Source organism: Brevibacillus borstelensis (assembly GCF_003710865.1).
Taxonomy (GTDB): domain Bacteria; phylum Bacillota; class Bacilli; order Brevibacillales; family Brevibacillaceae; genus Brevibacillus; species Brevibacillus borstelensis.
Window position 1 is genome coordinate 167,905 of record NZ_RHHO01000023.1, and the last position, 24,423, is coordinate 192,327.

Here is a 24,423-nt window from a genome sequence, read left to right on the forward strand (position 1 = left end):
AATTGACAGACTTTACATACACATTGATATATACTGGCCTTGGTCGGAAGGGATAGCGGCCAGAGATAGGTACGACCCTCCGGGGAGGCCGGGAGCGGCCTGGTCTTTTCGGGATCGGGGGTGATAGCGGAGTGATCGTCTATCTCGATATCATTCTACTCCTCAACTTTGCCATTGATACCTTGCTGCTTTGGTTTACGGCATATTTTCGCAAAGAGCGGGTGCGGTGGTGGCGGATTTCTCTGGCATCTTTGTTTGGGTCAACCTATCTGGCCTTCTTCTTTTTCCCAGCTTTTGCACCGATGTATCAGTGGGCTGTAAAATTGCTGTTTTCCGTCATCATGCTCTGGATTGCCTTTGGCCGAAGGAGGCTGCTCGGTTTTTTGCATAATTTGGTCATCTTTTACTTTGTGGCCTTTGTCTTCGGCGGGGGAGTGTTTGGACTCCAGTATTTTCTTTCGACGCAAAGCGAGGTCGTAAATGGACTGGTCACTGTCCACAACGACGGTTTCGGCGTCGGCTTCACGCCTACTCTCGGCATCCTCTTGGCCGGCTTCGTGCTCGTTTTCTTCCTAAGCAGGCAAAGCTATGGGGCTATTTCGCAGCCGCGACGGATCGAAGCCTTTCTCGCAGAGGTAAGGGTGAAGCTCGCCGGTGAAACCGTCTTGTGCAGAGGTTTGGTCGACACGGGAAACCAGCTGCATGAGCCGATTACCCGTACGCCTGTCATGATTTTGGAGAGCAGTCTGCTAGCCCACATCCTGCCGGAAGCTCTCGCCACGCTTATCGAAAAAAGCGAAGGAGCGGTCAATCAGATGGACGGTGTGTGGGAGGAGCTGCCGCCTGCGTGGCAGTCTCGTCTTCGGCTTGTTCCGTATCGCAGCGTTTCCAGCGGGATGAGCTTTCTGATCGCGCTCAAACCGGACGAAGTGCTGATCGTGCAGGACGGCAAGCGCTATGTGAGCGAGAAAGTACTGGTTGGTCTCAACCCGATTCCATTGGCAGCAGACGGGCAATACCAGGCCATCGTACACCCTGCGATGATAGAGACCCCTTTCCAAGAAGAATACGCAGTACGCGAACAGGAGGGCTAACGAAAATGTATGTAAAACTTCGCCTACAATTACAACTACTCTGGTACCGTTTCCTGCTGTGGACTGGTGCACGAGCCGAGGAAATTTACTACATCGGCGGAAGCGAGGCCCTTCCTCCGCCACTGACCAGAGAAGAGGAAGAGATCTTGCTTGGCAGATTGCCTTCCGGCGATCCCGCTGTACGGAGCATGCTGATTGAGAGAAACCTGAGGCTGGTCGTTTACATTGCCCGCAAATTTGAAAATACCGGGATCAACATCGAGGATCTGGTCAGCATTGGCACCATTGGGTTGATCAAGGCGGTGAACACCTTTGATCCCGAGAAAAACATCAAACTGGCTACCTATGCCTCGCGCTGTATTGAAAACGAGATTTTGATGTACCTGCGCCGAAACAACAAGATCAGGTCGGAGGTTTCTTTTGACGAACCGCTGAATATTGACTGGGATGGCAATGAGCTGCTGTTGTCGGACGTCCTCGGCACCGAAAACGACACCATTTACAAAAACATCGAGGACCAGGTAGACCGCAAGCTGTTGAAAAAAGCACTCGATAAGCTGACAGAGCGGGAGCGCGTCATCATGGAGCTGCGCTTCGGCCTCACGGGAGGCGAGGAGAAGACGCAGAAGGATGTTGCCGACCTGCTTGGCATTTCCCAGTCCTATATTTCCCGTCTGGAAAAGCGAATTATAAAACGGTTGCGAAAAGAATTCAACAAAATGGTCTAACGCATATTTTCCCAATCGAGGGAGATACTGTTCCTAAACCGTGCCAGAAAGTGGTCCCGCCACTCTCTCGTCCGGGTACGCGTCAGAACGCGGCCTTTCAAGACAACCGGGTTAGGAACTTTTTTCTTGCTTCGAGGAGGGAAAGACGTGACGCGCAATAAAGTAGAGATATGCGGGGTAGACACCTCTAAGCTTCCCGTGCTGACCAACAAGGAAATGCGGGAGCTGTTCGAACGCTTGCAGGGCGGGGAACTGCCAGCGCGGGAAAAGCTGGTCAACGGCAACCTGCGATTGGTGCTGAGTGTCATTCAGCGTTTCAACAATCGAGGAGAGTACGTTGACGATCTGTTTCAGGTAGGGTGCATTGGACTGATGAAGGCCATTGACAACTTCGATCTCGGGCAAAACGTTAAATTTTCGACCTATGCCGTGCCCATGATCATCGGGGAAATCCGCCGCTACCTGAGGGACAACAACCCGATTCGCGTTTCACGGTCTTTGCGGGATATCGCCTACAAAGCGCTGCAAGTGCGGGACAATCTGACCAACAAGCATTCGCGTGAGCCCACCATTATGGAAATTTCCCAGGAGCTCAATGTTCCCAAGGAAGACGTCGTATTCGCGCTGGATGCCATCCAGGACCCGGTTTCTCTGTTTGAACCGATCTATCAGGACGGCGGCGATCCGATCTACGTGATGGATCAGATTAGCGACGAGAAGAACAAGGACGTCATCTGGGTTGAGGAAATCGCGCTTCGTGAAGGAATGCAGCGTTTAGGCGAGAGGGAAAAAATGATTCTCTCGATGAGATTTTATGAAGGGAAGACGCAGATGGAGGTAGCCGAGGAAATCGGCATCTCGCAGGCGCAGGTCTCCCGTCTGGAAAAAGCGGCGATCGCCCATATGCAAAAACACGTGCAATCGTAACATTATCAGTTTGTCCAAGCCCTGCGGAACGGCACTGCAGGGCTTATTCTTTTGCGCCGGATTTCGGACATAATCGCCCGCCTGCTCATATAATGAAAGGGAAGGGGAGAAAAGTAGGTGAGGAGCAGATGGTCAAGATTTCAGATTTCCAGACCAAAGAAGTAGTCAACATCTTGGACGGCAAGCGGCTTGGACAGATATCCGACCTGGAAATAGACCTTCGCCACGGGAGGGTAGAGGCCATCGTCGTCCCCGGACCGGGTAAGTTTCTCGGATTTTTTTCATCGGGCAATGATTATGTCATCCCTTGGCGCAACATTGTGAAAATCGGGAAAGACGTTGTTCTTGTGAGAGTAGAAGAGACGCTTCGCGTAGACGTGAAGGGCAGCACCGAGGATGAGTACCGCTCGTAGAAAGGCATAAGAGAGCCTTTCTTTTCTTTTGGGCTATGGTATCATTAGCCATAGAAAAGAGAGTCCAGCATGCGAATGGACAACCCGGTTTTTCTACGGTTCTATCACGAAGGAAGAGGTGGCGGCATGAACGAACCATTTGTTGGACATACAGGGAAAGCAGGGCTTCGGCTGGAGGAGTGGGAAAAAGCGTTTCCCGGTCTTGTCGCAGGCTTTACCACACGTTCCGGCGGGGTAAGCGAGCAGCCTTACGGATCGTTTAACATGGGGCTGCATGTCGGCGATAGCTCCTCCCACGTGGTAACCAACCGCAAGCGGCTTGCCGAGGAGCTGGGCATGCCCTTCGATGCGTGGACCTGCGCAGACCAGGTGCATGGCAACCGGGTATGCGAGGTAGTGGCAGGAGGGGCAGGCAGAGAAAGTCTGGAAGACGTCATTGCAGCCACGGATGGGCTATTTACAAATAAACAGGGAGTCCTGCTTGTGTCTTTTTACGCAGATTGCGTGCCGCTTTTCTTTCTGGACCCGGAGACGGGGGCGATCGGGCTGGCTCACGCCGGATGGAAAGGAACTGTTTCGCGTATTGCCGAGGAAATGGTGCGTGCTTTTGAGCGCAACTACGCAGCAAAAGCGGCAAACATGAAAGTGGCGATCGGCCCGGCAATATGCGGGAACTGTTATGAGGTCGATGAGCGGATTATCGGGCAGGTACGGGCAGCCGCAAAAAATTGGTCGCCAGCAGTGTCCCCGCGTGAAAATGGGCGCTACCTGCTGGATTTGCCCAGACTCAATCAGGAAATTGTAACGGAATGCGGAATATTGCCCGATAACATAATACGGACCCAATGGTGTACAAGCTGCCGTACAGACCTGTTCTTCTCCCATCGGAGAGAAGCGGGACCTGCAGGGAAGACGGGAAGGATGGCCTCCTTTATCGGATGGCGGGATCGTTGAAATAGATCTTTGTTTGGAAAGGGAGTCGGAAGAAGTTATGACGCGGGAACAGGAATTGCTGAAAGAAAGATTGGACCGAATCGAAGAGAGAATAGCGGCTGCCTGCAGCCGTTCGGGGCGCGACCGCAGCGAGGTAAAGATCGTCGCGGTTACGAAATATGTAGGTGCCGACACCATTGGCGATTTGCTCAAGGTCGGCGTCGAGCACATCGGCGAAAACAGGGTCCAGGATGCCCTGCCCAAATACGAGCAATGGGGAGAGCAGGGAGTTTGGCATTTTATCGGCCACCTGCAGACAAACAAGGCCAAAGAGGTCGTCGGCCGCTTTTCCTATATTCACTCTCTGGACCGCTTGTCCCTGGCCCGGGAAATAGAGAAACGGGGAGAAGCGTTGAATCTTGTCGTTCCCTGCTTTTTGCAAGTCAATATTTCCGGGGAAGAGACAAAATTTGGCCTTAGTCCCAATGACGTATTGGCTTTTTTGCGCGAAACCAGTAATATGAAACATATAAGGATCGCGGGATTGATGACCATGGCGCCTCGTGTCGATGATCCGGAAGAGGTGCGGCCTGTATTTCGTGGTCTGCGAGAATGGAAAGAGCGGATCAATGAATGGAAGTTTCCGCATGCGGAAATTACAGAGCTGTCGATGGGCATGTCCAACGACTTTGAAGTAGCGATTGAAGAAGGAGCTACATATATTCGGCTAGGCTCGGTTTTGGTCAAGCCGGACTAATCGACCATTCACGAGAGGAGGATTGCTATGAGCGTTATGAATAAAATCAAAGGGTTTCTGGGATTGGAAGACGAGGAATACTTCGAAGAGACGGTAGTAGAGGAACGCGAAGAGCAAGAGCCTATTGCCAGACGACAGCCTGCAGCGCGTGCGAACAATGTCGTTCCTTTTCAGACACGGGAGAAGGAGGGAATCCGTTTGATCCTCTGCGAACCCCGTCAATACAGTGACGCCCAAGACATCGCTGACAACCTGCGTCACCGCAGACCAGTCGTGGTCAATTTGCAACGGGTGGAAAAGGAACAGGCAAAACGGATTATCGACTTTCTCAGCGGCACTGTCTATGCGCTGAACGGCGATATCCAAAAAGTCGGAGACTACATTTTTGTTTGCACACCCGATCATGTTGACATCCAGGGTACCATTTCCAGCGTGGTGGAAGAATAAAAGTGTTTGATTGAACGGAAGCGAAGTTTGGATGAGTAACATGATGCTTGTTACTTTGAAAAGGATAAAGGGTGAGTGAATGACAGCCATTCTGTTTACGATCATTGATTTTGCCTTTACGGTTTATCAGTTTATGGTGATTGCGTATGTCCTCATGTCGTGGGTGCCTCAGATGAGAGATACGGGAATCGGGCAACTGCTGGAGCGGCTGGTGGAACCGTATTTGGCTCCGTTTCGCCGGTTCATACCGACGCTCGGCTTCATTGACATATCTCCAATCGTAGCGTTGATCGCACTGAATTTTGCCCACAGCGGATTGAAGACAATCCTCATTAAACTGCTGTATATGTAGGAGCCGGTCACATGAGTGTATACGACCATTTTCGAAAAGAAGAACTTCCCTTTGTGGAACGGGCGCTGGAAATGCTGACGCTGGTAGAGCGGAAGCAGGCCATGCGCCTTACTGATTTTTTGGACCCGCGGCAAGCGGCCATACTGAAAAGCTTGACCTCGCAGGTACAGGACGTCTCGGTTACCGCAAACGGCGGCTATGAAGGGGCAGAGAGGGTTCGTGTAATGCTGCACCCTGATTATCTGACCCCCGAGGCGGAGGAGTTTCGTTTGACCTTGCTGCACATCGCCGCTGATCAGCGGTTTAAGCGGCTGGAGCACAGGGATGTGATGGGAGCCTTGCTCAATGCAGGCCTCAAGCGGGAGAAATTCGGGGATATGATCGTGGACGAAAGCGGCTTGTTTGCCGTCGTTGCAGAGGAAGTGGCTGACTTTGTCCGCGTTCAAGTGACCCATATTCACCGTACGCCCGTTTCGTTTGAAAAAGTGGAGTGGGCCTCCTTTCAGGCGCCGTCAGAGCGTTTGACCGAAAAGACCATCACCGTTCCCTCACCGCGAGTGGACGCGGTAATCGGCGAGGTGTACCATCTGTCACGGGCCAAGGCGGTCATCCCGATCCGTGCCGGCCGTTTGAAGGTCAATTGGAAGGTGGTAGACGATCCGTCCTACCAGCTAGAGACGGGAGATATGGTTTCCCTCGCCGGTTTTGGACGCTTCAAGCTGCTCGAAGTGGCCGGAGCTACCCGCAGTGGAAGGTTACGAATGAATGTCGGCTTGGTTACATAGAATCATAGAAGGGCTTAAAAAATTGCAAAATCCGGCAGGAAATGATGTGGAAGCTGTCGAAAATGTCAGTACGATTATCGGAAGAAGTGGGGGGTACATGTGCCTTTAACGCCGTTAGATATACACAATAAAGAATTCAGCACAGGATTCCGCGGTTACAACGTCGACGAAGTAAATGAATTTCTGGATCAGATCATCAAGGACTTTGAGCTTCTGATCAAGGAAAAGAAAGAAATGGAAGAGCGCATCGCCATACTGAATGAGCGTGTGGATCACTATAAAAGCCTGGAAGAAAACTTGAGCAAGTCCATTCTCGTCGCTCAGGAAACGGCCGAAGACGTGAAGTCAAACGCAAGAAAAGAAGCTCAGTTGATCCTGAAAGAAGCGGAGAAAAATGCAGACCGGATCGTCAACGAAGCGTTGGCGAAGTCTCGCAAGATTGCAATCGAGATCGAAGAGTTGAAGAAACGGGCGTCTGTGTACCGGATGCGTTTCCGTACGCTGCTCGAAGCCCAATTGGAGATGCTGGAAAACGGCGCGTGGGACGATATCGAACAAGCAGATTCGTCTTCCGCAGTGCTTGCCGAATAATCCATTGACGCCAGGGCTATGATGGTACTATAATTTATTGAAACTTTTCTTTACAACTATACACTTACTGACAAACGATGATCGGGACGAGTAAGCGATCGAGCGCAGCTTAGAGAGCCGGTGGACGGTGAAAACCGGACTGCTGCTTGCCGCTGAAAATCACCCGGGAGTTCAATAACCGAAAGACTGCTGGCTGCGTCGTGCGGCGGTCGAGTAAGTGAGCGCGTCATTCTCGTTACGAATGAATCAAGAGGAACAGGGCTTGTGCCGGTATATTTCGGCTGATTTCTGTTCAATCAGGGTGGTACCACGGGAGCTTTCTCTCGTCCCTACAGGGGATGAGGGAAAGCTTTTTTATATTTTTCTGTAGGAGTGAATCAGACAATGGATTATAGCAAAACGCTGGCACTGCCAAAAACAGACTTTCCGATGCGCGGGAATCTTCCGGCCCGCGAGCCTGACATGCAGGCAAAATGGGAAGAGCTGAATATTTATGAAAAAGTGCAGGAGCGGACAAAAGGACGCCCCAGCTTCATTTTGCATGACGGCCCTCCTTACGCGAACGGCGACATCCACATCGGCCATGCCTTGAATAAAGTGTTGAAGGACTTTATCGTCCGCTACAAATCGATGGCGGGCTACTGCGCTCCGTACATTCCGGGCTGGGATACACACGGCTTGCCAATCGAGCAGGCAATCATCAACGCCCAAGGGCTGGATCGCCGCAGCATCGAGGTAAATGACTTCCGCAAACGCTGCGAAGAGTACGCCTGGAGCTACATCGACAAGCAGCGGGACCAGTTTAAGCGCCTCGGAATTCGCGGTGACTGGGAAAATCCGTATGTGACCCTGCTGCCGGAGTACGAGGCACGTCAAATCAAGATTTTTGGCGAAATGGCGAAAAAAGGCTACATCTACAAAGGGCTGCGCTGTGTGTACTGGTCCCCGTCATCGGAGACTGCGCTTGCCGACGCCGAAATCGAATACAAGGACAAGCGCTCGCCATCCATCTACGTCAGCTTCCAGGTACAGGATGGAAAAGGCAAGCTGGATACGGAAACAGGTGTCGTAATCTGGACGACCACGCCTTGGACGCTGCCAGCCAACCTGGCGATCTCCCTGCATCCGGAACTGGAGTACAACGTAGTCAAAGCCGACGGACGCAAATTCGTACTTGCGGGCGGACTGTTGGAAGCGGCCAGCAAGGAAATTGGCTGGGAAAGCGTAGAGGTGCTGGCAACCTTCAAAGGGCAGGAGCTCGAAGGCGTAGTCACCAAGCATCCGTTCTACGATCGCGAGTCGCCGATCATCCTTGGCGAGCACGTAACGCTCGACGCCGGTACGGGCTGCGTTCACACTGCTCCGGGTCACGGGGAAGACGACTTCGCTGTCGGTCAAAAATACGGCCTTGGCGTACTGTGTCCTGTGGACCACGAAGGAAAAATGACCAAGGAAGCTCCCGGCTTCGAAGGGTTGTTCTACGAAGATATCAATAAGCTGGTCACGGAAAAGCTGAATGAGACAGGCGCGCTCTTGAAGCTGGGCTTCATCACTCACTCGTATCCGCATGACTGGCGTACGAAAAAGCCGGTCATTTACCGTGCGACAGAACAGTGGTTTGCTTCGATTGATGCATTCCGTGAAAACATGCTCGAGGCCATCAAAAACGTGAAGTGGATTCCGCACTGGGGAGAAACCCGTTTGGCGAATATGATCGCCGACCGCGGAGACTGGTGCATTTCCCGCCAGCGCGTATGGGGTGTGCCGATTCCGATCTTCTACTGCAAAGACTGCAACGAGCCGATCATCAATGACCAAACGATTGAGCACATCTCCGAGCTGTTCCGCAAAGAAGGCTCGTCCGTCTGGTTCGCTCGCGAGGCTAATGAGCTGGTGCCAGAAGGCTTGTCCTGCGGCAAATGCGGCTGCACGGAATTCCGCAAAGAAACAGATATCATGGATGTATGGTTTGACTCCGGCTCCAGCCATGAAGCGGTATTGAGAGAGCGTGGACTGGGCTGGCCGGCTGACATGTACCTGGAAGGCTCCGACCAATACAGGGGCTGGTTCAACTCCTCGCTGTCCACTGCCGTTGCCGTATACGGTACAGCACCGTACAAAGCGGTATTGAGCCACGGCTTCACGCTGGATGGAGAAGGGCGCAAAATGTCGAAGTCGCTCGGCAACACGATCGTTCCGCAGGAAGTCATCAACAAGCTTGGCGCGGACATCCTGCGTTTGTGGGTAGCTTCGGTCGATTATCAGGCTGACTCGCGCATCTCTGACGCGATCCTCAACCAGATCGCGGAAGTATACCGCAAAATGCGCAATACGTTCCGCTTCCTGCTGGGGAATCTGGACGGCTTCGATCCGGCGAAAGACCGCGTAGCCTACGAGCAATTGAGCGAGCTGGACCGCTATGTCCTGGCCAAAGCAGCGCAAGTAGTCAAGCGTGCGCGCAAGGCTTACGACGAGTACCAGTTCCACACTGTCTTCCATGCCGTTCACAACTTCTGCGTCATCGATCTGTCTGCTTTCTATCTGGATATTTGCAAAGACCGACTCTATGTGGAGGCGCCGGATAACCTTAAGCGTCGCGCAGCGCAGACTGTCATGTACGATTGTCTGATGAGCCTGGTCAAGCTGGTGGCACCGATCCTGCCGCATACAGCAGATGAGGTATGGAGCTTTATCCCGGGTGTGACAGAAGCAAGTGTTCAGCTGACTGACATGCCGGAAGCAAATGAACAGCACTTGGGCTTTGCAGCGGAAGCACTCAGCAAATGGGATGCGTTCCTAGCAGTACGCGATGAGGTACTGAAGGCTATGGAAGAAGCGCGCCGGAACAAAGTATTCGGAAACTCCGTAGACGCCAAGCTGGCGCTTTATCCGCAAACGGAAGAGACGGCAAGCGTACTGTCTTCGATGGAGGATCTGGCCGACCTGTTCATCGTTGCCCACGTTGACCTGCATCCGTACGGAACGCCTGCTCCTGCGGAAGCGGCTGCATTGGAAGGAATCTCTGTCGTGGTAGCTCCTGCTGACGGTGTAAAATGCGAACGCTGCCGCGTCGTGAAGCTGGATGTCGGTGCCGACAGTGCACATCCTTCCATCTGCAAGCGCTGTGCATCCGTTGTCAACGAACACTATGCGCATGTAACGGAGTAAGAGGTCCTTTCATCGGTCAAAAAACAACTGAAAATCGACGAATGAAAAGCAGTTTTTGTCAAAGTCGCCCAAGTCGTCATGACTTCGGGCGACTTTTTGTTATCCCTCCGAATAGTGTTTTTTTCTCCATGACCTTTACCTTGATACGGTTGGCGTATTTGCGGCCGGGGTTAATTTGAACAGCGAATAGACATACTACCCTTCAGAGATAACAAAGGAAGGACGGTGTCATACGTGGACGAGCAGAAGCTGGCGCGCTTCAGGGTAAGACTTCTAGAGCAGAAGAAGGAACTGGAGGATCGGGTGCAGGACCACTATGGAATGCGCGAACCGATGTCTACTTCCCTACAGGAATTTTCCATGTACGATAACCACCCGGCCGATATCGGCAGCGAAATGTTTGAGCGGGAAAAGGATCTTGCCCTGGACAGCTTGGACAGGGAAACACTAAAGGAAATCGATCAGGCGCTGAGCAGAATGGAGGAAGGCACATACGGCATCTGTACGGTATGCGGACAGGACATACCGGAGGAGCGTCTGGAAGCGTTGCCTCAAGCCCAGACGTGCAAGGAACATGCACCTGCTCCGAACCTCAACGAATCGCGTCCAATCGAGGAAGAATTCCTCCAGCCGCCATTTGGGCGGACTTCTCTGGATGAAAAAGAGGGACAAAACGGCTTCGACGGCGAGGATGCCTGGCAAATCGTCGAGGCGTGGGGAACCTCCAGCACGCCGTTTTCCTTCGTGGATAATGACAAAACCGACTACAAGGAAATGTATATAGAAAGCGACGAGCCAGACGGGTTTGTCGAGGCTGTGGAGGAAATCGGATATACGGATATTCACGGCTATCACGGGCCGGACAGCGTCAAATTCATGCGCAGCGGAACGTATGAAGAGTATATGCGCAAAGGCGAAGGAAAAGGGCAGTTCTTGAATTATGAAGATGCCTTGGAAGAAAGAGCGGAGCGGGAAGGGCGAAATGATTTGATGTAAATCAGGAGGACTTTCATGCAGATCGCACGCGTTGAGACGTATCCCTTGCTCTACACGCTTGGGCAGCCGTATGGGGACGCAAATGGGTACAAAAAATACCGGACCTGTTTCCTGATCAGGATCATTACCAACTCCGGCACCGAAGGCTGGGGTGAAGCGGTTGACTGGCTGCCCACACTGGAAAAAGGCTTTTCCGAGAGGATCATTCCTTATTTGCTTGGAAAGCGGGCGACAGACCGGTTGTCAATCGTCTCCACCATCGCAAAATGGCACCAGCGTGCTGCCGTGGCGGTGAGCATGGCTCTGACTGAAATTGTGGCAAAAGAGGCAGGCTTGTCACTGTGCGAACTGTGGGGAGGTGCCTTGCATAGCTCTATTCCGGTTTACGCCTCGTTTCAATCGTACAGCGATAGAGAAGACTGGCCGCTCCATTCAGTCCGCCTCGTCGAAGCCCAGATTCACAACGGTTTTCGCATGGTCAAAGTGAAAGTCGGAGGCAGGTGCTGGCAGGAGGACCGGAGGCATATTGAACGACTGAAGGCCTCCATTCCGGAAAGTGTTCAGGTGGCTCTGGATGCAAACCAAAGCTATGATCTGGCGACTGCCCGCAAGTGGGAGCAAGTTTTTTCTCGCTATGGAAATTGGTTGTGGATGGAAGAGCCGATGCCGATGGAAAGGACCGAGGAGTATGTGAAGCTTCGTGCAGCTCTTTCGGTTCCTTTGGCAGGCGGGGAGAATTTGATTAGATGTAATCAATTTTTACCTCTGTTAAAAAATGGGGCTGTTGACTTGATTCAACCTGACCCCGTTCATTCGGAAGGCATAGACAGCTATCGGGAGAACCTGACGATAGGCCGAAATTTTGGGCATCGGGTTTCCCCCCATGTTTACGACGGCTCCCTGGCCCGTCTTTATGCCATCTGCTCACAGGCTTGCTTGCCGGCCTGGAGCAAAATGGACGGAGACAAAATCGAGCCTGTCGAATGGGACGTCATGGAGAATCCGTTTACGGAATTATTCCCAATAAAGCTTCAGGGAGGACTGGCTGTCGTCCCTGATGGCATCGGTATTGGTGTTGAACCGGATTGGAGAATTATAAACGCATTGCGCTGGGACGGCAGCGCATACGTGTAAATACGGGGAGATTGGACATGGCGCAAAACACAAAAAATCTGGTTGGTTTAACCGGCATCCCGCTGGTCATGGTGCTGGGCAATTCAATGCTCATCCCTGTATTGCCCACAATGAAATCCAAAATGGATCTGACTGCCTTGCAGACGAGCTTGCTGATCACTGCTTTTTCGATCTCTGCGGGAATTGTCATTCCGCTTGCGGGCTATTTGTCAGACCGGTTCGGACGCAAGATCGTCATTATCCTGTCGCTCATCCTCTATGGTGCAGGCGGCTTGGTGGCCGGTCTGGCATCGCTCTGGTGGGACAATCCGTACATGCTTATCATGCTGGGTCGCGTAATGCAGGGGGTTGGAGCGGCAGGAACAGCTCCGATCGCGATGGCGATGGCCGGAGATTTGTTCAAAGGCGCCTCGGAAAGCCGGGCGCTTGGCTTGATGGAGACGTCCAACGGGCTTGGGAAAGTCCTCAGTCCGGTTTTCGGCTCGCTCCTGGCGATGATTGCGTGGTATATGGTGTTCTTGGCTTTTCCCATTATTTGCGGAGTGGTTTTGCTGCTGTTTCTGTTTTTTACCAAGGAGAAAAAACAGGAAAAACAGCCGATGCCGGTTCGCCAATATCTGCAGTCGATTGGGCAAGTCTTTCGGCAGCATGGGCGCTGGTTGATTCCGGCCTTTTTTATCGGGAGCATCTGTCTGTTTACGCTTTTCGGGGTCTTGTTCTATCTGTCCGACCTCCTGGAAGAAAAGTATAAAATCGACGGGCTCTTGAAAGGCGCATTTTTGGCGGTTCCCCTTTTGGTGATGAGCATCACAGCGTACATCACCGGATTGATTATCAAGAAAAAACTAGGGCTCATGCGCCTCTTTGTCATCATCGGGATGTTCCTGCTTGCCACTTCCTACGTTATCGCCAATTTTGTAAAAGGTGCTTATGTATTGACGGGCGTTCTTATCATTGGAAGTGTCGGTACGGGATTAATCCTGCCCTGCCTGAACAGTATGATCATCGGGGCTGTAAAGAAGTCAGAGCGGGGCATGATAACCTCTTTGTACAGCGGTGTCCGTTTTATCGGTGTAGCCGTCGGACCGCCTGTGTTTACCTGGCTTTTGGATAGGTCAAGAAGCGTGATGTTCCTCTCGATTGCGGGGCTGGCTGCACTATTTGGGGTGGTGGCGATCTTCTTCTTGAAACCGAAGCAAGCAGGGGATGCTGCCTCGGAGCAGCCGTCGGAAGAAGAGGAGGAAAGCGCCAAAGAGACAAAGGCGATGGAGCAGGTAGCGGAGATTCTTGGCATCCATCGGGAGAGCGAAGAGGACAAACGACGCGTGGAAGCGATAAAAAGGTTTGGATTCGATCCAAACGATTTAATGGACGCCTTGTTAAAGAACAAAGGGACCAAAAACAAGGAAAAAGGCTGACAGGCATCCGCCTTTTTAAAGGAGATGCCTGTCTCTTCATGTTTTCACATTCGCGGAAAAGGGATGGCGCCTTGCTTGCTCAAGCGTCAACGGATAGACGTCATCATACAAATATCGGCTAAACGGTTTTTGCCCTTTTACCGCTACGGGTATTTCCTCAAACCAAACGGCTTCTTCCACATCGGTTCCGGTTGGGAGATCCGCAAGATGCAGCACCCGGGCTATGTAGATATCCTTTACGATTTCACCGCCAACCGTGTACTGACCGATCCTCTCGATTGCTTCCAGGACAGCACCCGTCTCTTCAAAGGTCTCCCGGACGGCGGCGGCCAGGCTTGTTTCACCGGGCTCGACTTTTCCCCCGGGAAGTTCAATCCCTCGCGTCCGATGACGGGTAAACACCAGCTTTCCTTGCCAAAAGGGGAAGACGAGGACGTGCTTGGCGGTACGCTGGCGAAAGACGGCAGGATCAAAGGTAAGGGTAACCGCGAAGCCGAAGTCATCTACGAATTCATGCATGCTTCACTGCTCCTTCAGTTGGAGTGAAATGTGCTTTACTGCCTTCATCGCCTGACCTGCCGCCAAAGACAGGCTGCCATAATCCGCACCGTTGGTGACATCACCGATCGCGTAAATCCATTCTGTCCCTTTGACCTGCTGATAATTGTCTGCCGGCAGATAGCGGGAATTTTCTTCTCCCAAAAGGCTGTCTAACCCGTCAACATTGCCGTGAACCCCAATTCTGGGCAAAATGCGATCGACGCTTATTGTTGAAGGCGTATCCGGACGAAAGGAGCGAAGGGACAAAACAGCTTTTCCATCCCGCTCCGAGCAAGCGGCGACCTCCGTTTCCCACAGAATCGTCAGCGAAGGAAGCGTGGAAAGTCGTTCTCTCCACTGGGAGCGGGCCCGCATGTGGGCGCTTCTCACCAAGAGGTGAACCGTCCGTGCATAGCGGCTCAGATTGTAGGCGCTCTCCGCTGCACGATCGCCTCCGCCGATGACGGCGATGTCCATTCCGGTGACTGCTTCCGCCTCGGCGGTAGTGGAAAACCAGGGGGCCAGTACCTTGGAACAATCCGCGAGGGCAGGAATCTGATTAGGGCTTACGCCTGTCGCAACGATCAGATAGTCTGTCTGATAGGCCGTCCGCGTGGTTGTTACCTTTCGCTTGGTGGGATCGACCGAGGTCAGCGCTTCACCAAACCGGACTTGCAGGCTTCGAAGCACTTTATGACTTTGCAGCTCTTCAAGAAGGTTCGTTCCGTCCGCGTAAATATGCGGAGGAAAATCCCAGATTTCATTGTGGATTTGCGCCAGCTGGCCGCCCAACCGATCCGTTTTCTCGATCAGAATGCAGGACAACCCGAGCCGTTCGCACCAAATGGCGGCCGACATTCCCGCTATGCCGCCGCCAGCGATAAGTACCTGAACATGTTCCACACGAGTCCCCCTTTCCAAAAAGAGACTGCCAAACGCTCTCTATATATATGCTTTCTATGATGATCCAGACAGTTTTAGACTACCCCTTTCGACGGGCGAGTGCAAGAGTGTTCTGCCAGGCCGGGATCAAGATGTACAACCCGTAGGCAAAGACCACCCAGACCGAGAAGGAAAGCACCTGCTCATCACTCATGTGCGGGAAGAAGAGAGTGTGATTCGAAAGGGAGATGCTGTCCAGCATTAGTCCTACGGCTGTGCCAAGCATCCCGAAGCGGACGAGGCCGTACTTTGATGGATCAATCAGGTGGTAGGAAAGGCCCACCAAGTAAAGAGCGATGGCCGTGACAGCTTCCAGTCCGAGAAAGACGGGGAAAAACAGGTCGTGTGTCACACTGACAAGTACGTGATGGCCAAAGTAACGGAAAAATAACGTGACCAGCAGCCAGACTATTGCGCCGGAGACAACCGGAGTGACCCATTCGCGTGTTGACAGTTTCATCGTGATTCGGCTCCTTTCCTTCCAACAAGAAATGAAATGACATGAGCGAGGTCGGCATACGCCTGATCGGCATCAAAGGTGGGCGACAGCAGCGCCTGCAAGGCGAGTCCGTCAATCCACGCATTGAACAGAGGGGCCCAGCGTTCGGCTGGAATATCAACAGGTGTACGCTCCCCCGCGAATTTTTTGACAATCTCGCCAAGCGCTTGATTTTCCTGGTCCTGCAGCAGGGCCAGCTCGCTGCGCAATGAGTCCTGATAGATACCCGCAGCGATCAAGGAGAAATAGACGCGATGATACGGAGAATCATGGGTACAGCGGCTCCGGGCGGAAGCGAGCGCCTTTTCCAAAATGGCTTCGCCTTGGCCGGCATCTGCCAGAAGGTCATGCCAGGAATCCTGACACATTTCTTTAATCAACTCGAGAAGCAGTTGTTCTTTGTTGCGAAAATGGTAGTACACCGTTCCTTGGGTAACGCCTGCTCCCTCGGCCACAGCTTTCAAGGTAAGGGCCTGCATCCCGTGGCTTGCGATTACCTGACGGGCAGATTGGAGCAATTCCTGACGAGAGATGACGTTCGGTTTGGCCATATACTCACCCTCTTGACATTGATTAGTTAGTTGAATGACTAACTCTATTGTGATTTTCATAATAGGAGAAAAAAATGGCATCGTCAAGCAGCCTTCACCAAAGTTTTACAAAAATAGACCCGGGTATGGTAGAATGAGACATAATTTTACAAGAACAAAAACTTCTCTGTCTTTTCGAGGGAGTGACTGGATGTTGGGGAATACACAAAAGAACGGAGTGCCGACGGCAAAGCAGAGGCGGACCAAGCGGAGCAAAAAGGGTCTCAAGCTGTGGCTCATGTTGACCGGCAGCATGCTTCTGCTAGCAGCCATCATCGGCGGGGGATATGTCCTCTCCAAGCTGGATGACACGCTGACGGAGGTAACCGAGAACCCGTACAAATTGCCGGATCAGCCCGTAGTCGAACAGCATTACGAAGAAAACAAATCGCTTTCGATCCTGATCATCGGGACGGATACACGCCAGAACATCGGCATGCTGAATACGGATGTTCTCATGCTGGCTGTCGCTGATCCGGATGACAAGAAGGTGAGCATGGTCTCCATTCCGCGGGATACGCGGGTAAAGGTGCCCGGCTACCCGGAATACCACAAGATCAACGGAGTATTCGCCATTGGAGAAGGGCTGAGGCAGCAGGCGGAGAAAAAGGGAGAGCCTGTGACCGAAAACGGTGTGACCATCCTGAAAAAAACGATGGAGAGCATGTTTGGCATCCCGGTCGACCACTATATCCTGCTTGATTTTGAAGGCTTCAAGGCCGTTATCGACAAATTGGGAGGAGTCGAGGTAACTGTCGACCGCGAGCTGGTCTACGAATTGCCGCGCGGGGGTGTTTACCGGACGCTGAGGGCTGGCAAACAGGTGCTGAATGGCGAGCAGGCTCTCGGCTATGTCCGCCATCGTATAGACAGAAGGGGTAGCAAATACGATTCAAGCGATTTCGACCGGAACAGGAGGCAGCAAGAGGTGATCAAAGCCGTTACCGACAAGATGACCTCTGCTGATGGACTGACGAAGGCCCTGGCTGTTTTGGAAACAGCCGGCAAGCATGTGAAAACCGATTTGTCGAAGGATCAAATCAAAGGCTTGGCCATGGATTTCAGCAAATTCTCTTCGAAAGACATCGTTTCGCTTGACAACGGGGCGCTGTGGGATTCCCGCCTGCTGTATACGCTGTGGCCGCGGGAAAACATGAATGAGATCCGCCGCATTCTGCAAAGCGAGCGGGGCGCTCAATCCGAAATCGCGATGAACGACGCTGCGATCGCGGAGGTAGCCCGTGCGGAGCCCCGCAAGCCTTCCGGGGGAACAAAACCGTCCACCGGCAGCGGAAGTCATGCAACTCCGGCTAAGCCGCCGTCCGCAAAGCCGGACTCTGGCTCAACCAAGCAGCAAACGAGTCCGCAGCCTCCGAAGCCCCCAGGTGATATGCAGCCGGATGTCAATACTGCACCGGGAGAAGGGCAAGGTGGTGCGGTTCCTGTTCCGGGAGGTGAAGGTCAGCCTGCGCCGGCAGACATGCCGCCTCCCGACATTGTCAATCCGCAGCAGTGGGTGCCGAGTCCGCCTTCAGCGGGAGCCGACAACGGTCAGACCGGATAGACCGAGGCTGCATTCGAGAAGCGAATAACGAGCATATGGGAAACGGGGGCAGGAGACTGCTCCCTTTTTGTGCTTTCCATCCGCTCGCAAGGAGGGAAGCGGATAGTGTAAAATGAACGGGAACAAGCTTTTCAACAAAACCTGTACAAATAGCATAGGGAGAACGAGGAAATGAAGGTTGTCATAGCAGAAAAGCCGGACCAAGCCATGAAACTGGCCGGCCCCTTTACACATAGAAAAAAGCAGGGATTTCTTGAGATCGCCCCCAATCGCCTGTTTCCCCAGGGGGCGCTCGTCACATGGGCGATCGGCCACATCTGTGAGCTCGTTCCCCCGGAAGCGTACAATCCAGCCTGGAAAAGATGGACACTGCAAAGCCTGCCGCTGATTCCGGAGACGTTTCGCCATCAGGTGACACGGTCCAAAGCCAAGCAGTTTGCCATCATCAAGCAGCTCCTCAGACGGTCTGATGTTCGTGAAATTATCCACGCCGGTGATGCGGGGAGAGAAGGCGAGCTGATCGTCAGGACCATCATCGAACAGTGCGGCGTGAAAAAACCGATGAAGCGCTTGTGGATTTCCTCTCTGACCGAGAAGGCCGTTGTCGCGGGCTTCGAGTCGCTTTTGGACGAAACGGAGACGCAAAACCTGTATCAGGAAGCCTACAGCCGCTCCTGTGCCGACTGGCTGATCGGCATGAACGCCTCCCGTGTCTACACGATTCTATTGAAGAACAAGGGGATCAACGATGTATTTTCAGCGGGGAGGGTTCAGACCCCGACACTTGCGCTGGTCGTCAAGCGCGAAAAGGAAATCGCGAACTTCAAGCCCGAACCGTTTTGGGAGGTGCTGGCCACTTTTCAGATCGATGGCAAGAAGTACGAGGGCGTCTGGCAAAAGGACGGGCAGTCCCGCATCGACCAGGCGGAGATGGCAGAGCGGATCGCCGCCTTTTGCCGCGGGAAGTCAGCCTCTGTAAAAGAGGTGAAGCAGGAACGGAAGGAGTATTTGCCGCCCTATCTGTTTAATCTCTCGGCATTGCAGGCAACCGCCAACAAGCTCTACAAGTTCTCGCCGCAAAAGACGCTTGAAGTGGCACAGAAGCTCTACCTGAAAGGATATCTTTCCTACCCGCGCTCCGATTCCAGCTTCGTCACCACGGAGGAGGCGCGGACCTTTCCCGATATTCTCGCCAAGCTGGCAAAGCAGCCGGCGTTCAGCGGCTATTTTCCGACGCCCAAGACATCGCTTGCAGGGAACAGCCGCTACGTCAATCAGAAGAAAGTGACGGACCACTATGCGATCATCCCGACGGAGCAGGTGCCGAACGTCGCGAAGCTGCCTGATGAAGAGCGCAAAATTTACGACCTGGTAGCGCGCAGGCTGATCGCCGCCCACTGCGAGAGCGCATTATTTGACTATACGACCGTGCTGACGCTGGTGGAGGGACGGGCAGAGTTCGTCAGCAAGGGAAAGGTTCAGGTGCGTGCCGGTTGGCGAACCGTGTTGTTTGACCAGGAGAAGGACGGCGACGATGAGATTTTGCCGCCGCTTGCAGAGGGCGAAGAGGGCAGCGTGCACAAGGTAAAGGTAAAGGAGAGCAAGACGCAGCCGCCCAAGCGATACACGGAAGGCCAGTTGATCACCTTGATGAAAACGGCGGGCAAGCATTTGGACAACCAGGAGCTGGAAAAGGTCCTGATGAAGACGGAAGGCTTGGGGACGGAAGCGACCAGAGCCGGGATCATCGCCATGCTGAAGCAGCGCAAGTACATCGAGGTAAAACGGAACCAGGTGTTTGCCACGCAAAAAGGCATTCTCTTGATCGAAGTGATTGGAGACAAGATTCTGGCATCCGCCGAGATGACGGCGCGTTGGGAGCAGCGTCTGGCCGAGATTGGCCAGGGACAGGCGTCTGCCCAGGCGTTCATGGAGCAAGTGCGAAAATTGTCCCATAAGATCGTCCAGGACGCCGTGGAGCAATCGAAGGAATGGAACCTGCAGGACTACGATGTCCAGGCCCTGCCCAAACAGGCTTCGCGATTCAGACTCGGCAAAAAGGTGGCCGCCTGCCGGGTATGCGGCGGAGATCTGGTAGACAAGGGAGATTTCTACGGCTGCAGCAACTACCAAAAGACAAAATGCAGCGTGACCATCTCCAAGCAGATCATGGGCAAGAAGATTACCGAAACCAATGCCAAGAAGCTGATGGAGCAGGGCAAAAGCAACAAGATCAAGGGATTTAAAAAAGGACAGGAGAGTTTTGACGCCTATCTGGTTTGGGACGAGGAGGAGAAAAGAGTGAAGGTCGAACAGGACTCGTAATACTGGCGCTGAAGCCTTGAATGGGTGATCGGGGAGCGAAAAGAGTTTCTCTGCCCTGAGTCCTATCGTTTTTTGAAACTTCTTTTGTACTCATCCGTACCTATATAGAGAAAGAGGTACAGCGTCTAAAGTTGTATTTCCAAGTTCCTTATCCGAGGAGGAAAAGACCTATGTCCATTTTTAAAAGACTTCGCGACCTGACCATGTCCAATCTGTATGCGCTTATAGAAAAAGCGGAAGATCCGATTAAAATGACCGACCAATACCTGCGTGACATGCAGGAAGACCTGGCGGAAGCGGAAAAAGCGGTGGCTGCTCAGATCGTTTTGGAAAAGAAATTCAAACAACTGTATGAAGAGCAGGAAGCCCTGGTGAAAAAACGCGATGAGCAGGCCCATGTCGCAGCGCAGGCGAAAAATATCGACCTCGCTCGCCGCGCGCTGGAAGAAAAGAAAGCAGCCGAGCAAAAAATGGCCGAGTACAAAACAAGCTATGAGCAAAACAAGGCTGCTGCCGATATGCTGCGCGAAAAGCTGGAAGAAATGCGCAAGCAGATTACCGAGCTGAAAAACAAACGGGAAACATTGGCTGCACGCGTGAATGCCGCCAAAGCGCAAAAGCAAATCAACCAATCGATGTCCGGGTTCGACTCCAGTACTGCTATGGCCGGGCTGAAGCGCATGGAAGAAAAAGCGATGCAGCTGGAAGCAGAAGCGGAAGCGAGCGGAGAGCTGTACAAGAAACAATCCTCTCTGGACGAAGAAATTGCCAAACTGAGCAAGGATCAGCAGGTTGAAGACGAGCTTGCTGCGCTGATGAAAAAATACGAGGGGTAAGCCGCCTGGGCGGTCCCCCTTTTTTCGTCGCAGGAAGTAACGAAATGATGCGTAATGGACCGATAGTACAACTATTGAAGCCCGTGTCCCCTTGGGCACTGCGTTCAGCCAAGGCTTGGCAAAGCCGGCTTTCTATCAGCAGAGACGGTTGGAGCCGAGGGAAAGACGAAGGCACGGGATTTTCCGGATTGAATGAACTTGATGCGTGGGGGGATTGTCAGTGGCCTGGAGAGAAATTCTCGCCATGCTCGTTTGGACGGGAGCAGGGGCTATCTTGTTGTTTGTGCTCATGTGGATAGATTCCTTGTTTACCAGATACAAAGATTTGACGGAAATGAAAAAAGGCAATGTGGCCGTCACGACGAGATTTGTGATGAAGCTGTTTGCACAGGGATACATTCTGTCGCAGTCGATTGCGACATCCAATGACCTGTGGGAAGCGCTGCTCGTCTCGGTGGTATCTTTTATCATCTTGTTCATTTTGGAATTTGTGGTGGAAAGGCTGTTAAAAACGTTTACAGGCCTGGATCTGGATGAAGGCACCCAGCAGGGAATGGTAGCGTATGCGCTCCTGGCCGGGTCCTTTCATGTCGTTGGAGCATTGATTTTGGGGGCCTGTCTGTAAATGGTTAGATTGAGAGGGGTTCACCAATGAGTGTATGGAAGAGAATCCAAAACATCTTTGCCAAGCATGAGCCTCCTCATGAGGAAGAGAGCTTGCTTGCGATCGGACCGGGAGATGTCATCGAAGTCTCGCTGGAGACCTATCAAGTGACGGGCAAGACCCGCAATCTCAACCGGAACGCTGTGATGCTCACTTTGCAGGATGGCAATCGAGTGCGCTACTTTTTGATTGAAGAGCGGGAGCGGACGGTTTATCAGCTATATGACGTCATTGACGGGCGGCTGGATTCAGTGGATGAAATCCCGAGCACGATTAAATTGGACGATGCCACCTACCATCTGGAGGAGCAATTTTCCGGAAAGGTGACGGCGACGGGAAGCACAGCGTTCCAATCCTCGGGGGAGCAGCATATTTGGCAGTTCCAATCAGATGACCGGCGGCTGCTCAGAATCGAGTGGCAAGACGGACGCATTATGCTGTATGAAGGGGAGAGCATCCTGCCGGCCGACGTGCAGATTATTCGCGGGACGTAAAGGGGGAGAGACATGCGACAGGCACTGTATAAAGCGATCAAGCTCATCCTGGTCCCGGCCCTGTTGCTGCTTGCCTTGTCAGGGTGCAACACCCAATCAGTAGGTGAAACCTATCCGCTGGAATCTGTGATTTCCAAAGACGGAAGCCAGACCTCCCGCGTTTACCGCGCTGAAAATAAAACGGTGCCGGAAGTGGCCAAGGAGTTGTCCGCGCAAAGAGAGCCGGACGAAATCTCCAAAGAGGACGAGAAACACATGTTTCTGGTCTACTCGGATGAATGGTATCATTTGCAGCAGGATGAGGCCAAGCCTTCAGATACGCTCATCGAAGTGGACAGCAAGGAATTTGTTCGACAAAACTACAATCCGTCCTTCCTCGAAGGGTACATCCTTGCAAGCATCCTGAGTGATCTGTTCGATGGCCACAAAAGCTATCCGGGTACGTACCGGGGCTACACGACCAAGGAAGTGTACAAACCGTCAGGGACGTACCGTACACCTACTGCAGAAGAGATAAAGAAGGCTCCGCCGATCACAACGCAGGGAACCGGCAGCATCATCAAACGGGGAGCGAAAGGAAAAGATACGACCGTCGGCTCCGAGGGCAGCATCACCAAGAAGCCGGTGGATACGTCTTCAGGCTCGAGCAAGAAAGGAAAAATTACCCGAACCTCAAGCAAGGGCAGCAGCATTTCTGACAGCAGCTCCAGCAAGAAGTCGTCGATCTTTTCCACGCCCCGAAGCAAATCGCCGCCGCGTACGAAGGTAGGGGGCTACGGACGAATAACCAAGAGAAGATAATCCGTATGAGAAAGATCCGCTTTCAGAAGCGGGTCTTTTTTGTTTGTACATACATGCAGGATTTCCAATCGTAATCGCATGCATTTTTTCATCATCAATAACTGACGGAGAGGAACAGACATTTCTTCTCCTAAAGCTGAGAGGCGGAGAATTGGACGCATTGACCTGTGACCGGAACGATTGTCATACGCAAATAGACGATTTTTATTTACGCGAATCGGGCGATTGCCCAACACCGGGCATGGGTAATTGTCATAGAGTGGTAGTGGTTAGTCAAAGACCTATCCCCAAGGAGGTTCCAGCATTGTACTCCCAGTACCGAGTCTATTATCCGTATGTCAGCCCGTTTGATCCTTGCCCTCCGCAACGAGTGAAGACATATGTGGTTCCGCCGCAGCTATTTATTCACTTCCAACCTCCCAATTTGCCGCAGTTTTCACCTCGTGAGGCGCTATTCCACGGCACACTGTGGCCAGAGCTGTACAGCCCTTATGAAGGACGCGGCGACAGGAGCGAAGGGAGGAGAAAAAAATGAATGAACCAAAGCCTGTTGACGAGCGATACTACCAACTATTGCATCAACTGCAGGCACTCGATTTCGTCTTGGTCGAATTGACGCTCTATCTCGATACACATAGCAATGACGCTGACGCGCTGCAGCAGTTCAACCAAATATCCGAGGAGCGCTGGAAGGTTGCTTGTGAATTTGAAGCAAGCTACGGACCGCTGCTGCAATTTGGTCTCAGTTTTTCTGGTTACCCGTGGCAGTGGAACGACACGCCTTGGCCCTGGCAGGTATAAAGACGAGGAGGAGAACACATCGTGTGGGTGTATGAAAAGAAACTGCAATATCCTGTCCGCGTGAGCAAATGCGATCCGCGTATGGCAAAATTCCTGCTTGAGCAGTACGGGGGCGCGGATGGTGAACTGGCTGCGGCTCTCCGCTATCTGAACCAGCGGTACTCGATTCCTGACAAGGTCATCGGCCTATTGACAGATATCGGGACGGAAGAGTTCGCTCATCTTGAAATGATCGCGACGATGGTCTACAAACTGACGAAAGACGCTACGCCCGAGCAGCTGATAGAAAACGGGCTTGGCGATCATTACGCCAACCACGACAAGGCATTGTTTTATCAAAATGCATCCGGCGTCCCCTGGACTGCAACCTACATCCAAGCCAAGGGCGATCCCATCGCCGACCTCTACGAAGACATCGCCGCAGAGGAAAAAGCGAGAGCGACCTATCAGTGGCTGATCGATATGACCGATGACGTGGATTTGCAGGACGGTCTGAAATTCCTGCGTGAACGGGAGGTCATTCACTCGCTTCGTTTCAGGGAAGCAGTGGAAATACTGAAAGAAGAACGAGATCGGAAAAAGTTTTTCTAGCCCGGGGCCACCGTGGTCAAGACCCCATTTAGT

The 24,423-nt window shown here is 52.7% G+C and carries 27 protein-coding genes and 1 other annotated feature; of the genes, 23 read left to right on the forward strand and 4 right to left on the reverse strand.

Translation table 11 applies throughout. The features are described from left to right. Positions 1-131 precede the first annotated feature (131 nt). The 14 genes from spoIIGA (at position 132) to EDM54_RS12640 (ending at position 13,743) form a co-directional block, all read left to right on the forward strand. Entirely contained in the window at positions 132-1,094 is a 963-nt protein-coding gene (gene spoIIGA, locus EDM54_RS12575) for a sigma-E processing peptidase SpoIIGA (protein WP_122958257.1), read from the forward strand. Positions 1,095-1,099: 5 nt separating this feature from the next. After that, complete coding sequence (gene sigE, locus EDM54_RS12580; RefSeq protein ID WP_003386241.1) at positions 1,100-1,822, forward strand: RNA polymerase sporulation sigma factor SigE; 723 nt, start codon at positions 1,100-1,102, stop codon at positions 1,820-1,822. 147 nt (positions 1,823-1,969) lie between these two features. Next, complete coding sequence (gene sigG / locus EDM54_RS12585; RefSeq protein ID WP_003386240.1) at positions 1,970-2,749, forward strand: RNA polymerase sporulation sigma factor SigG; 780 nt, start codon at positions 1,970-1,972, stop codon at positions 2,747-2,749. A gap of 128 nt (positions 2,750-2,877) precedes the next feature. After that, the gene (locus EDM54_RS12590; RefSeq protein ID WP_003386239.1) at positions 2,878-3,162 is read left to right on the forward strand and encodes a YlmC/YmxH family sporulation protein; all 285 of its coding nucleotides are present in this window, start codon (positions 2,878-2,880) and stop codon (positions 3,160-3,162) included. Positions 3,163-3,288: 126 nt separating this feature from the next. Further along, on the forward strand, positions 3,289-4,116 hold the full coding sequence (gene pgeF / locus EDM54_RS12595; protein WP_003386238.1) for a peptidoglycan editing factor PgeF: 828 nt from the start codon (positions 3,289-3,291) through the stop codon (positions 4,114-4,116). A gap of 37 nt (positions 4,117-4,153) precedes the next feature. Next, positions 4,154-4,852 (forward strand): YggS family pyridoxal phosphate-dependent enzyme, encoded by a 699-nt coding sequence (locus EDM54_RS12600; protein WP_122958258.1) that lies wholly within the window; start codon positions 4,154-4,156, stop codon positions 4,850-4,852. Positions 4,853-4,879: 27 nt separating this feature from the next. Continuing rightward, positions 4,880-5,299: a cell division protein SepF gene (locus EDM54_RS12605; protein WP_003386236.1), complete on the forward strand. Its 420-nt coding sequence runs from the start codon at positions 4,880-4,882 to the stop codon at positions 5,297-5,299. 79 nt (positions 5,300-5,378) lie between these two features. Next, positions 5,379-5,651, forward strand: coding sequence for a YggT family protein (locus EDM54_RS12610; RefSeq protein WP_003386235.1), 273 nt, complete (start codon positions 5,379-5,381; stop codon positions 5,649-5,651). An 11-nt stretch (positions 5,652-5,662) separates the two neighbouring features. Further along, on the forward strand, positions 5,663-6,436 hold the full coding sequence (locus tag EDM54_RS12615) for a YlmH family RNA-binding protein (RefSeq protein WP_003386234.1): 774 nt from the start codon (positions 5,663-5,665) through the stop codon (positions 6,434-6,436). Between the two features lie 99 nt (positions 6,437-6,535). Continuing rightward, positions 6,536-7,027 (forward strand): DivIVA domain-containing protein, encoded by a 492-nt coding sequence (locus EDM54_RS12620; protein ID WP_003386233.1) that lies wholly within the window; start codon positions 6,536-6,538, stop codon positions 7,025-7,027. A gap of 68 nt (positions 7,028-7,095) precedes the next feature. Continuing rightward, positions 7,096-7,361 (forward strand) — a binding site (T-box leader). Between the two features lie 50 nt (positions 7,362-7,411). After that, positions 7,412-10,195: an isoleucine--tRNA ligase gene (gene ileS / locus EDM54_RS12625; RefSeq protein WP_024984193.1), complete on the forward strand. Its 2,784-nt coding sequence runs from the start codon at positions 7,412-7,414 to the stop codon at positions 10,193-10,195. A gap of 234 nt (positions 10,196-10,429) precedes the next feature. Continuing rightward, positions 10,430-11,191: a TraR/DksA C4-type zinc finger protein gene (locus EDM54_RS12630; protein ID WP_003386231.1), complete on the forward strand. Its 762-nt coding sequence runs from the start codon at positions 10,430-10,432 to the stop codon at positions 11,189-11,191. Between the two features lie 15 nt (positions 11,192-11,206). Beyond that, the gene (locus tag EDM54_RS12635; RefSeq protein ID WP_003386229.1) at positions 11,207-12,325 is read left to right on the forward strand and encodes a mandelate racemase/muconate lactonizing enzyme family protein; all 1,119 of its coding nucleotides are present in this window, start codon (positions 11,207-11,209) and stop codon (positions 12,323-12,325) included. 17 nt (positions 12,326-12,342) lie between these two features. Then, complete coding sequence (locus EDM54_RS12640; RefSeq protein ID WP_122958259.1) at positions 12,343-13,743, forward strand: MFS transporter; 1,401 nt, start codon at positions 12,343-12,345, stop codon at positions 13,741-13,743. Positions 13,744-13,779: 36 nt separating this feature from the next. On the opposite strand, the gene EDM54_RS12645 is transcribed toward EDM54_RS12640, so the two are convergent. From EDM54_RS12645 to EDM54_RS12660, 4 genes are all read right to left on the reverse strand, one after another. Beyond that, positions 13,780-14,262, reverse strand: a complete 483-nt coding sequence (locus EDM54_RS12645; protein WP_003386227.1) for an NUDIX domain-containing protein — start codon at positions 14,260-14,262, stop codon at positions 13,780-13,782. A gap of 3 nt (positions 14,263-14,265) precedes the next feature. Beyond that, complete coding sequence (locus EDM54_RS12650; RefSeq protein WP_003386226.1) at positions 14,266-15,186, reverse strand: NAD(P)/FAD-dependent oxidoreductase; 921 nt, start codon at positions 15,184-15,186, stop codon at positions 14,266-14,268. A 79-nt stretch (positions 15,187-15,265) separates the two neighbouring features. Next, complete coding sequence (locus EDM54_RS12655) at positions 15,266-15,685, reverse strand: hypothetical protein (RefSeq protein WP_003386225.1); 420 nt, start codon at positions 15,683-15,685, stop codon at positions 15,266-15,268. Then, positions 15,682-16,275: a TetR/AcrR family transcriptional regulator gene (locus EDM54_RS12660; RefSeq protein WP_003386224.1), complete on the reverse strand. Its 594-nt coding sequence runs from the start codon at positions 16,273-16,275 to the stop codon at positions 15,682-15,684. Before EDM54_RS12660 ends, EDM54_RS12655 begins: the two co-directional genes overlap by 4 nt. A 190-nt stretch (positions 16,276-16,465) precedes the next feature. On the opposite strand from EDM54_RS12660, the gene EDM54_RS12665 reads away from it, so the two are divergent. From EDM54_RS12665 to EDM54_RS12705, 9 genes are all read left to right on the forward strand, one after another. After that, positions 16,466-17,878 (forward strand): LCP family protein, encoded by a 1,413-nt coding sequence (locus EDM54_RS12665; RefSeq protein WP_122958260.1) that lies wholly within the window; start codon positions 16,466-16,468, stop codon positions 17,876-17,878. A gap of 171 nt (positions 17,879-18,049) precedes the next feature. After that, entirely contained in the window at positions 18,050-20,203 is a 2,154-nt protein-coding gene (locus tag EDM54_RS12670) for a DNA topoisomerase III (protein WP_003386221.1), read from the forward strand. Between the two features lie 170 nt (positions 20,204-20,373). Continuing rightward, a complete protein-coding gene (locus tag EDM54_RS12675) occupies positions 20,374-21,039 on the forward strand; it encodes a PspA/IM30 family protein (protein WP_024984277.1) in 666 nt (221 codons plus the stop codon). Positions 21,040-21,259: 220 nt separating this feature from the next. Beyond that, entirely contained in the window at positions 21,260-21,664 is a 405-nt protein-coding gene (locus tag EDM54_RS12680) for a DUF350 domain-containing protein (protein WP_003386219.1), read from the forward strand. A 26-nt stretch (positions 21,665-21,690) separates the two neighbouring features. Continuing rightward, positions 21,691-22,197 (forward strand): DUF4178 domain-containing protein, encoded by a 507-nt coding sequence (locus EDM54_RS12685; protein WP_122958261.1) that lies wholly within the window; start codon positions 21,691-21,693, stop codon positions 22,195-22,197. 12 nt (positions 22,198-22,209) lie between these two features. Beyond that, positions 22,210-22,998: a DUF4247 domain-containing protein gene (locus tag EDM54_RS12690; RefSeq protein WP_003386217.1), complete on the forward strand. Its 789-nt coding sequence runs from the start codon at positions 22,210-22,212 to the stop codon at positions 22,996-22,998. 304 nt (positions 22,999-23,302) lie between these two features. Beyond that, positions 23,303-23,533 (forward strand): spore coat associated protein CotJA, encoded by a 231-nt coding sequence (locus tag EDM54_RS12695; RefSeq protein WP_003386215.1) that lies wholly within the window; start codon positions 23,303-23,305, stop codon positions 23,531-23,533. After that, positions 23,530-23,799: a spore coat protein CotJB gene (locus EDM54_RS12700; protein ID WP_003386213.1), complete on the forward strand. Its 270-nt coding sequence runs from the start codon at positions 23,530-23,532 to the stop codon at positions 23,797-23,799. Before EDM54_RS12695 ends, EDM54_RS12700 begins: the two co-directional genes overlap by 4 nt. 21 nt (positions 23,800-23,820) lie before the next feature. Further along, positions 23,821-24,390, forward strand: a complete 570-nt coding sequence (locus EDM54_RS12705) for a manganese catalase family protein (protein WP_024984275.1) — start codon at positions 23,821-23,823, stop codon at positions 24,388-24,390. The last annotated feature ends 33 nt before the right edge of the window (positions 24,391-24,423 follow it).

What these genes read in the sequence shown, in the direction of transcription:
- EDM54_RS12600 (WP_122958258.1), top strand. Translation starts at nt 4,154, where the DNA reads ATGACGCGGGAACAGGAATTGCTGAAAGAAAGATTGGACCGAATCGAA.
- EDM54_RS12675 (WP_024984277.1), top strand. Translation starts at nt 20,374, where the DNA reads ATGTCCATTTTTAAAAGACTTCGCGACCTGACCATGTCCAATCTGTAT.
- sigE (WP_003386241.1), top strand. Translation starts at nt 1,100, where the DNA reads ATGTATGTAAAACTTCGCCTACAATTACAACTACTCTGGTACCGTTTC.
- EDM54_RS12685 (WP_122958261.1), top strand. Translation starts at nt 21,691, where the DNA reads ATGAGTGTATGGAAGAGAATCCAAAACATCTTTGCCAAGCATGAGCCT.
- EDM54_RS12645 (WP_003386227.1), bottom strand. Translation starts at nt 14,262, where the DNA reads ATGCATGAATTCGTAGATGACTTCGGCTTCGCGGTTACCCTTACCTTT.
- pgeF (WP_003386238.1), top strand. Translation starts at nt 3,289, where the DNA reads ATGAACGAACCATTTGTTGGACATACAGGGAAAGCAGGGCTTCGGCTG.
- EDM54_RS12590 (WP_003386239.1), top strand. Translation starts at nt 2,878, where the DNA reads ATGGTCAAGATTTCAGATTTCCAGACCAAAGAAGTAGTCAACATCTTG.
- EDM54_RS12640 (WP_122958259.1), top strand. Translation starts at nt 12,343, where the DNA reads ATGGCGCAAAACACAAAAAATCTGGTTGGTTTAACCGGCATCCCGCTG.
- EDM54_RS12610 (WP_003386235.1), top strand. Translation starts at nt 5,379, where the DNA reads ATGACAGCCATTCTGTTTACGATCATTGATTTTGCCTTTACGGTTTAT.
- EDM54_RS12655 (WP_003386225.1), bottom strand. Translation starts at nt 15,685, where the DNA reads ATGAAACTGTCAACACGCGAATGGGTCACTCCGGTTGTCTCCGGCGCA.
- EDM54_RS12690 (WP_003386217.1), top strand. Translation starts at nt 22,210, where the DNA reads ATGCGACAGGCACTGTATAAAGCGATCAAGCTCATCCTGGTCCCGGCC.
- EDM54_RS12670 (WP_003386221.1), top strand. Translation starts at nt 18,050, where the DNA reads ATGAAGGTTGTCATAGCAGAAAAGCCGGACCAAGCCATGAAACTGGCC.
- EDM54_RS12665 (WP_122958260.1), top strand. Translation starts at nt 16,466, where the DNA reads ATGTTGGGGAATACACAAAAGAACGGAGTGCCGACGGCAAAGCAGAGG.
- EDM54_RS12615 (WP_003386234.1), top strand. Translation starts at nt 5,663, where the DNA reads ATGAGTGTATACGACCATTTTCGAAAAGAAGAACTTCCCTTTGTGGAA.
- EDM54_RS12700 (WP_003386213.1), top strand. Translation starts at nt 23,530, where the DNA reads ATGAATGAACCAAAGCCTGTTGACGAGCGATACTACCAACTATTGCAT.
- EDM54_RS12660 (WP_003386224.1), bottom strand. Translation starts at nt 16,275, where the DNA reads ATGGCCAAACCGAACGTCATCTCTCGTCAGGAATTGCTCCAATCTGCC.
- EDM54_RS12635 (WP_003386229.1), top strand. Translation starts at nt 11,207, where the DNA reads ATGCAGATCGCACGCGTTGAGACGTATCCCTTGCTCTACACGCTTGGG.
- EDM54_RS12605 (WP_003386236.1), top strand. Translation starts at nt 4,880, where the DNA reads ATGAGCGTTATGAATAAAATCAAAGGGTTTCTGGGATTGGAAGACGAG.
- ileS (WP_024984193.1), top strand. Translation starts at nt 7,412, where the DNA reads ATGGATTATAGCAAAACGCTGGCACTGCCAAAAACAGACTTTCCGATG.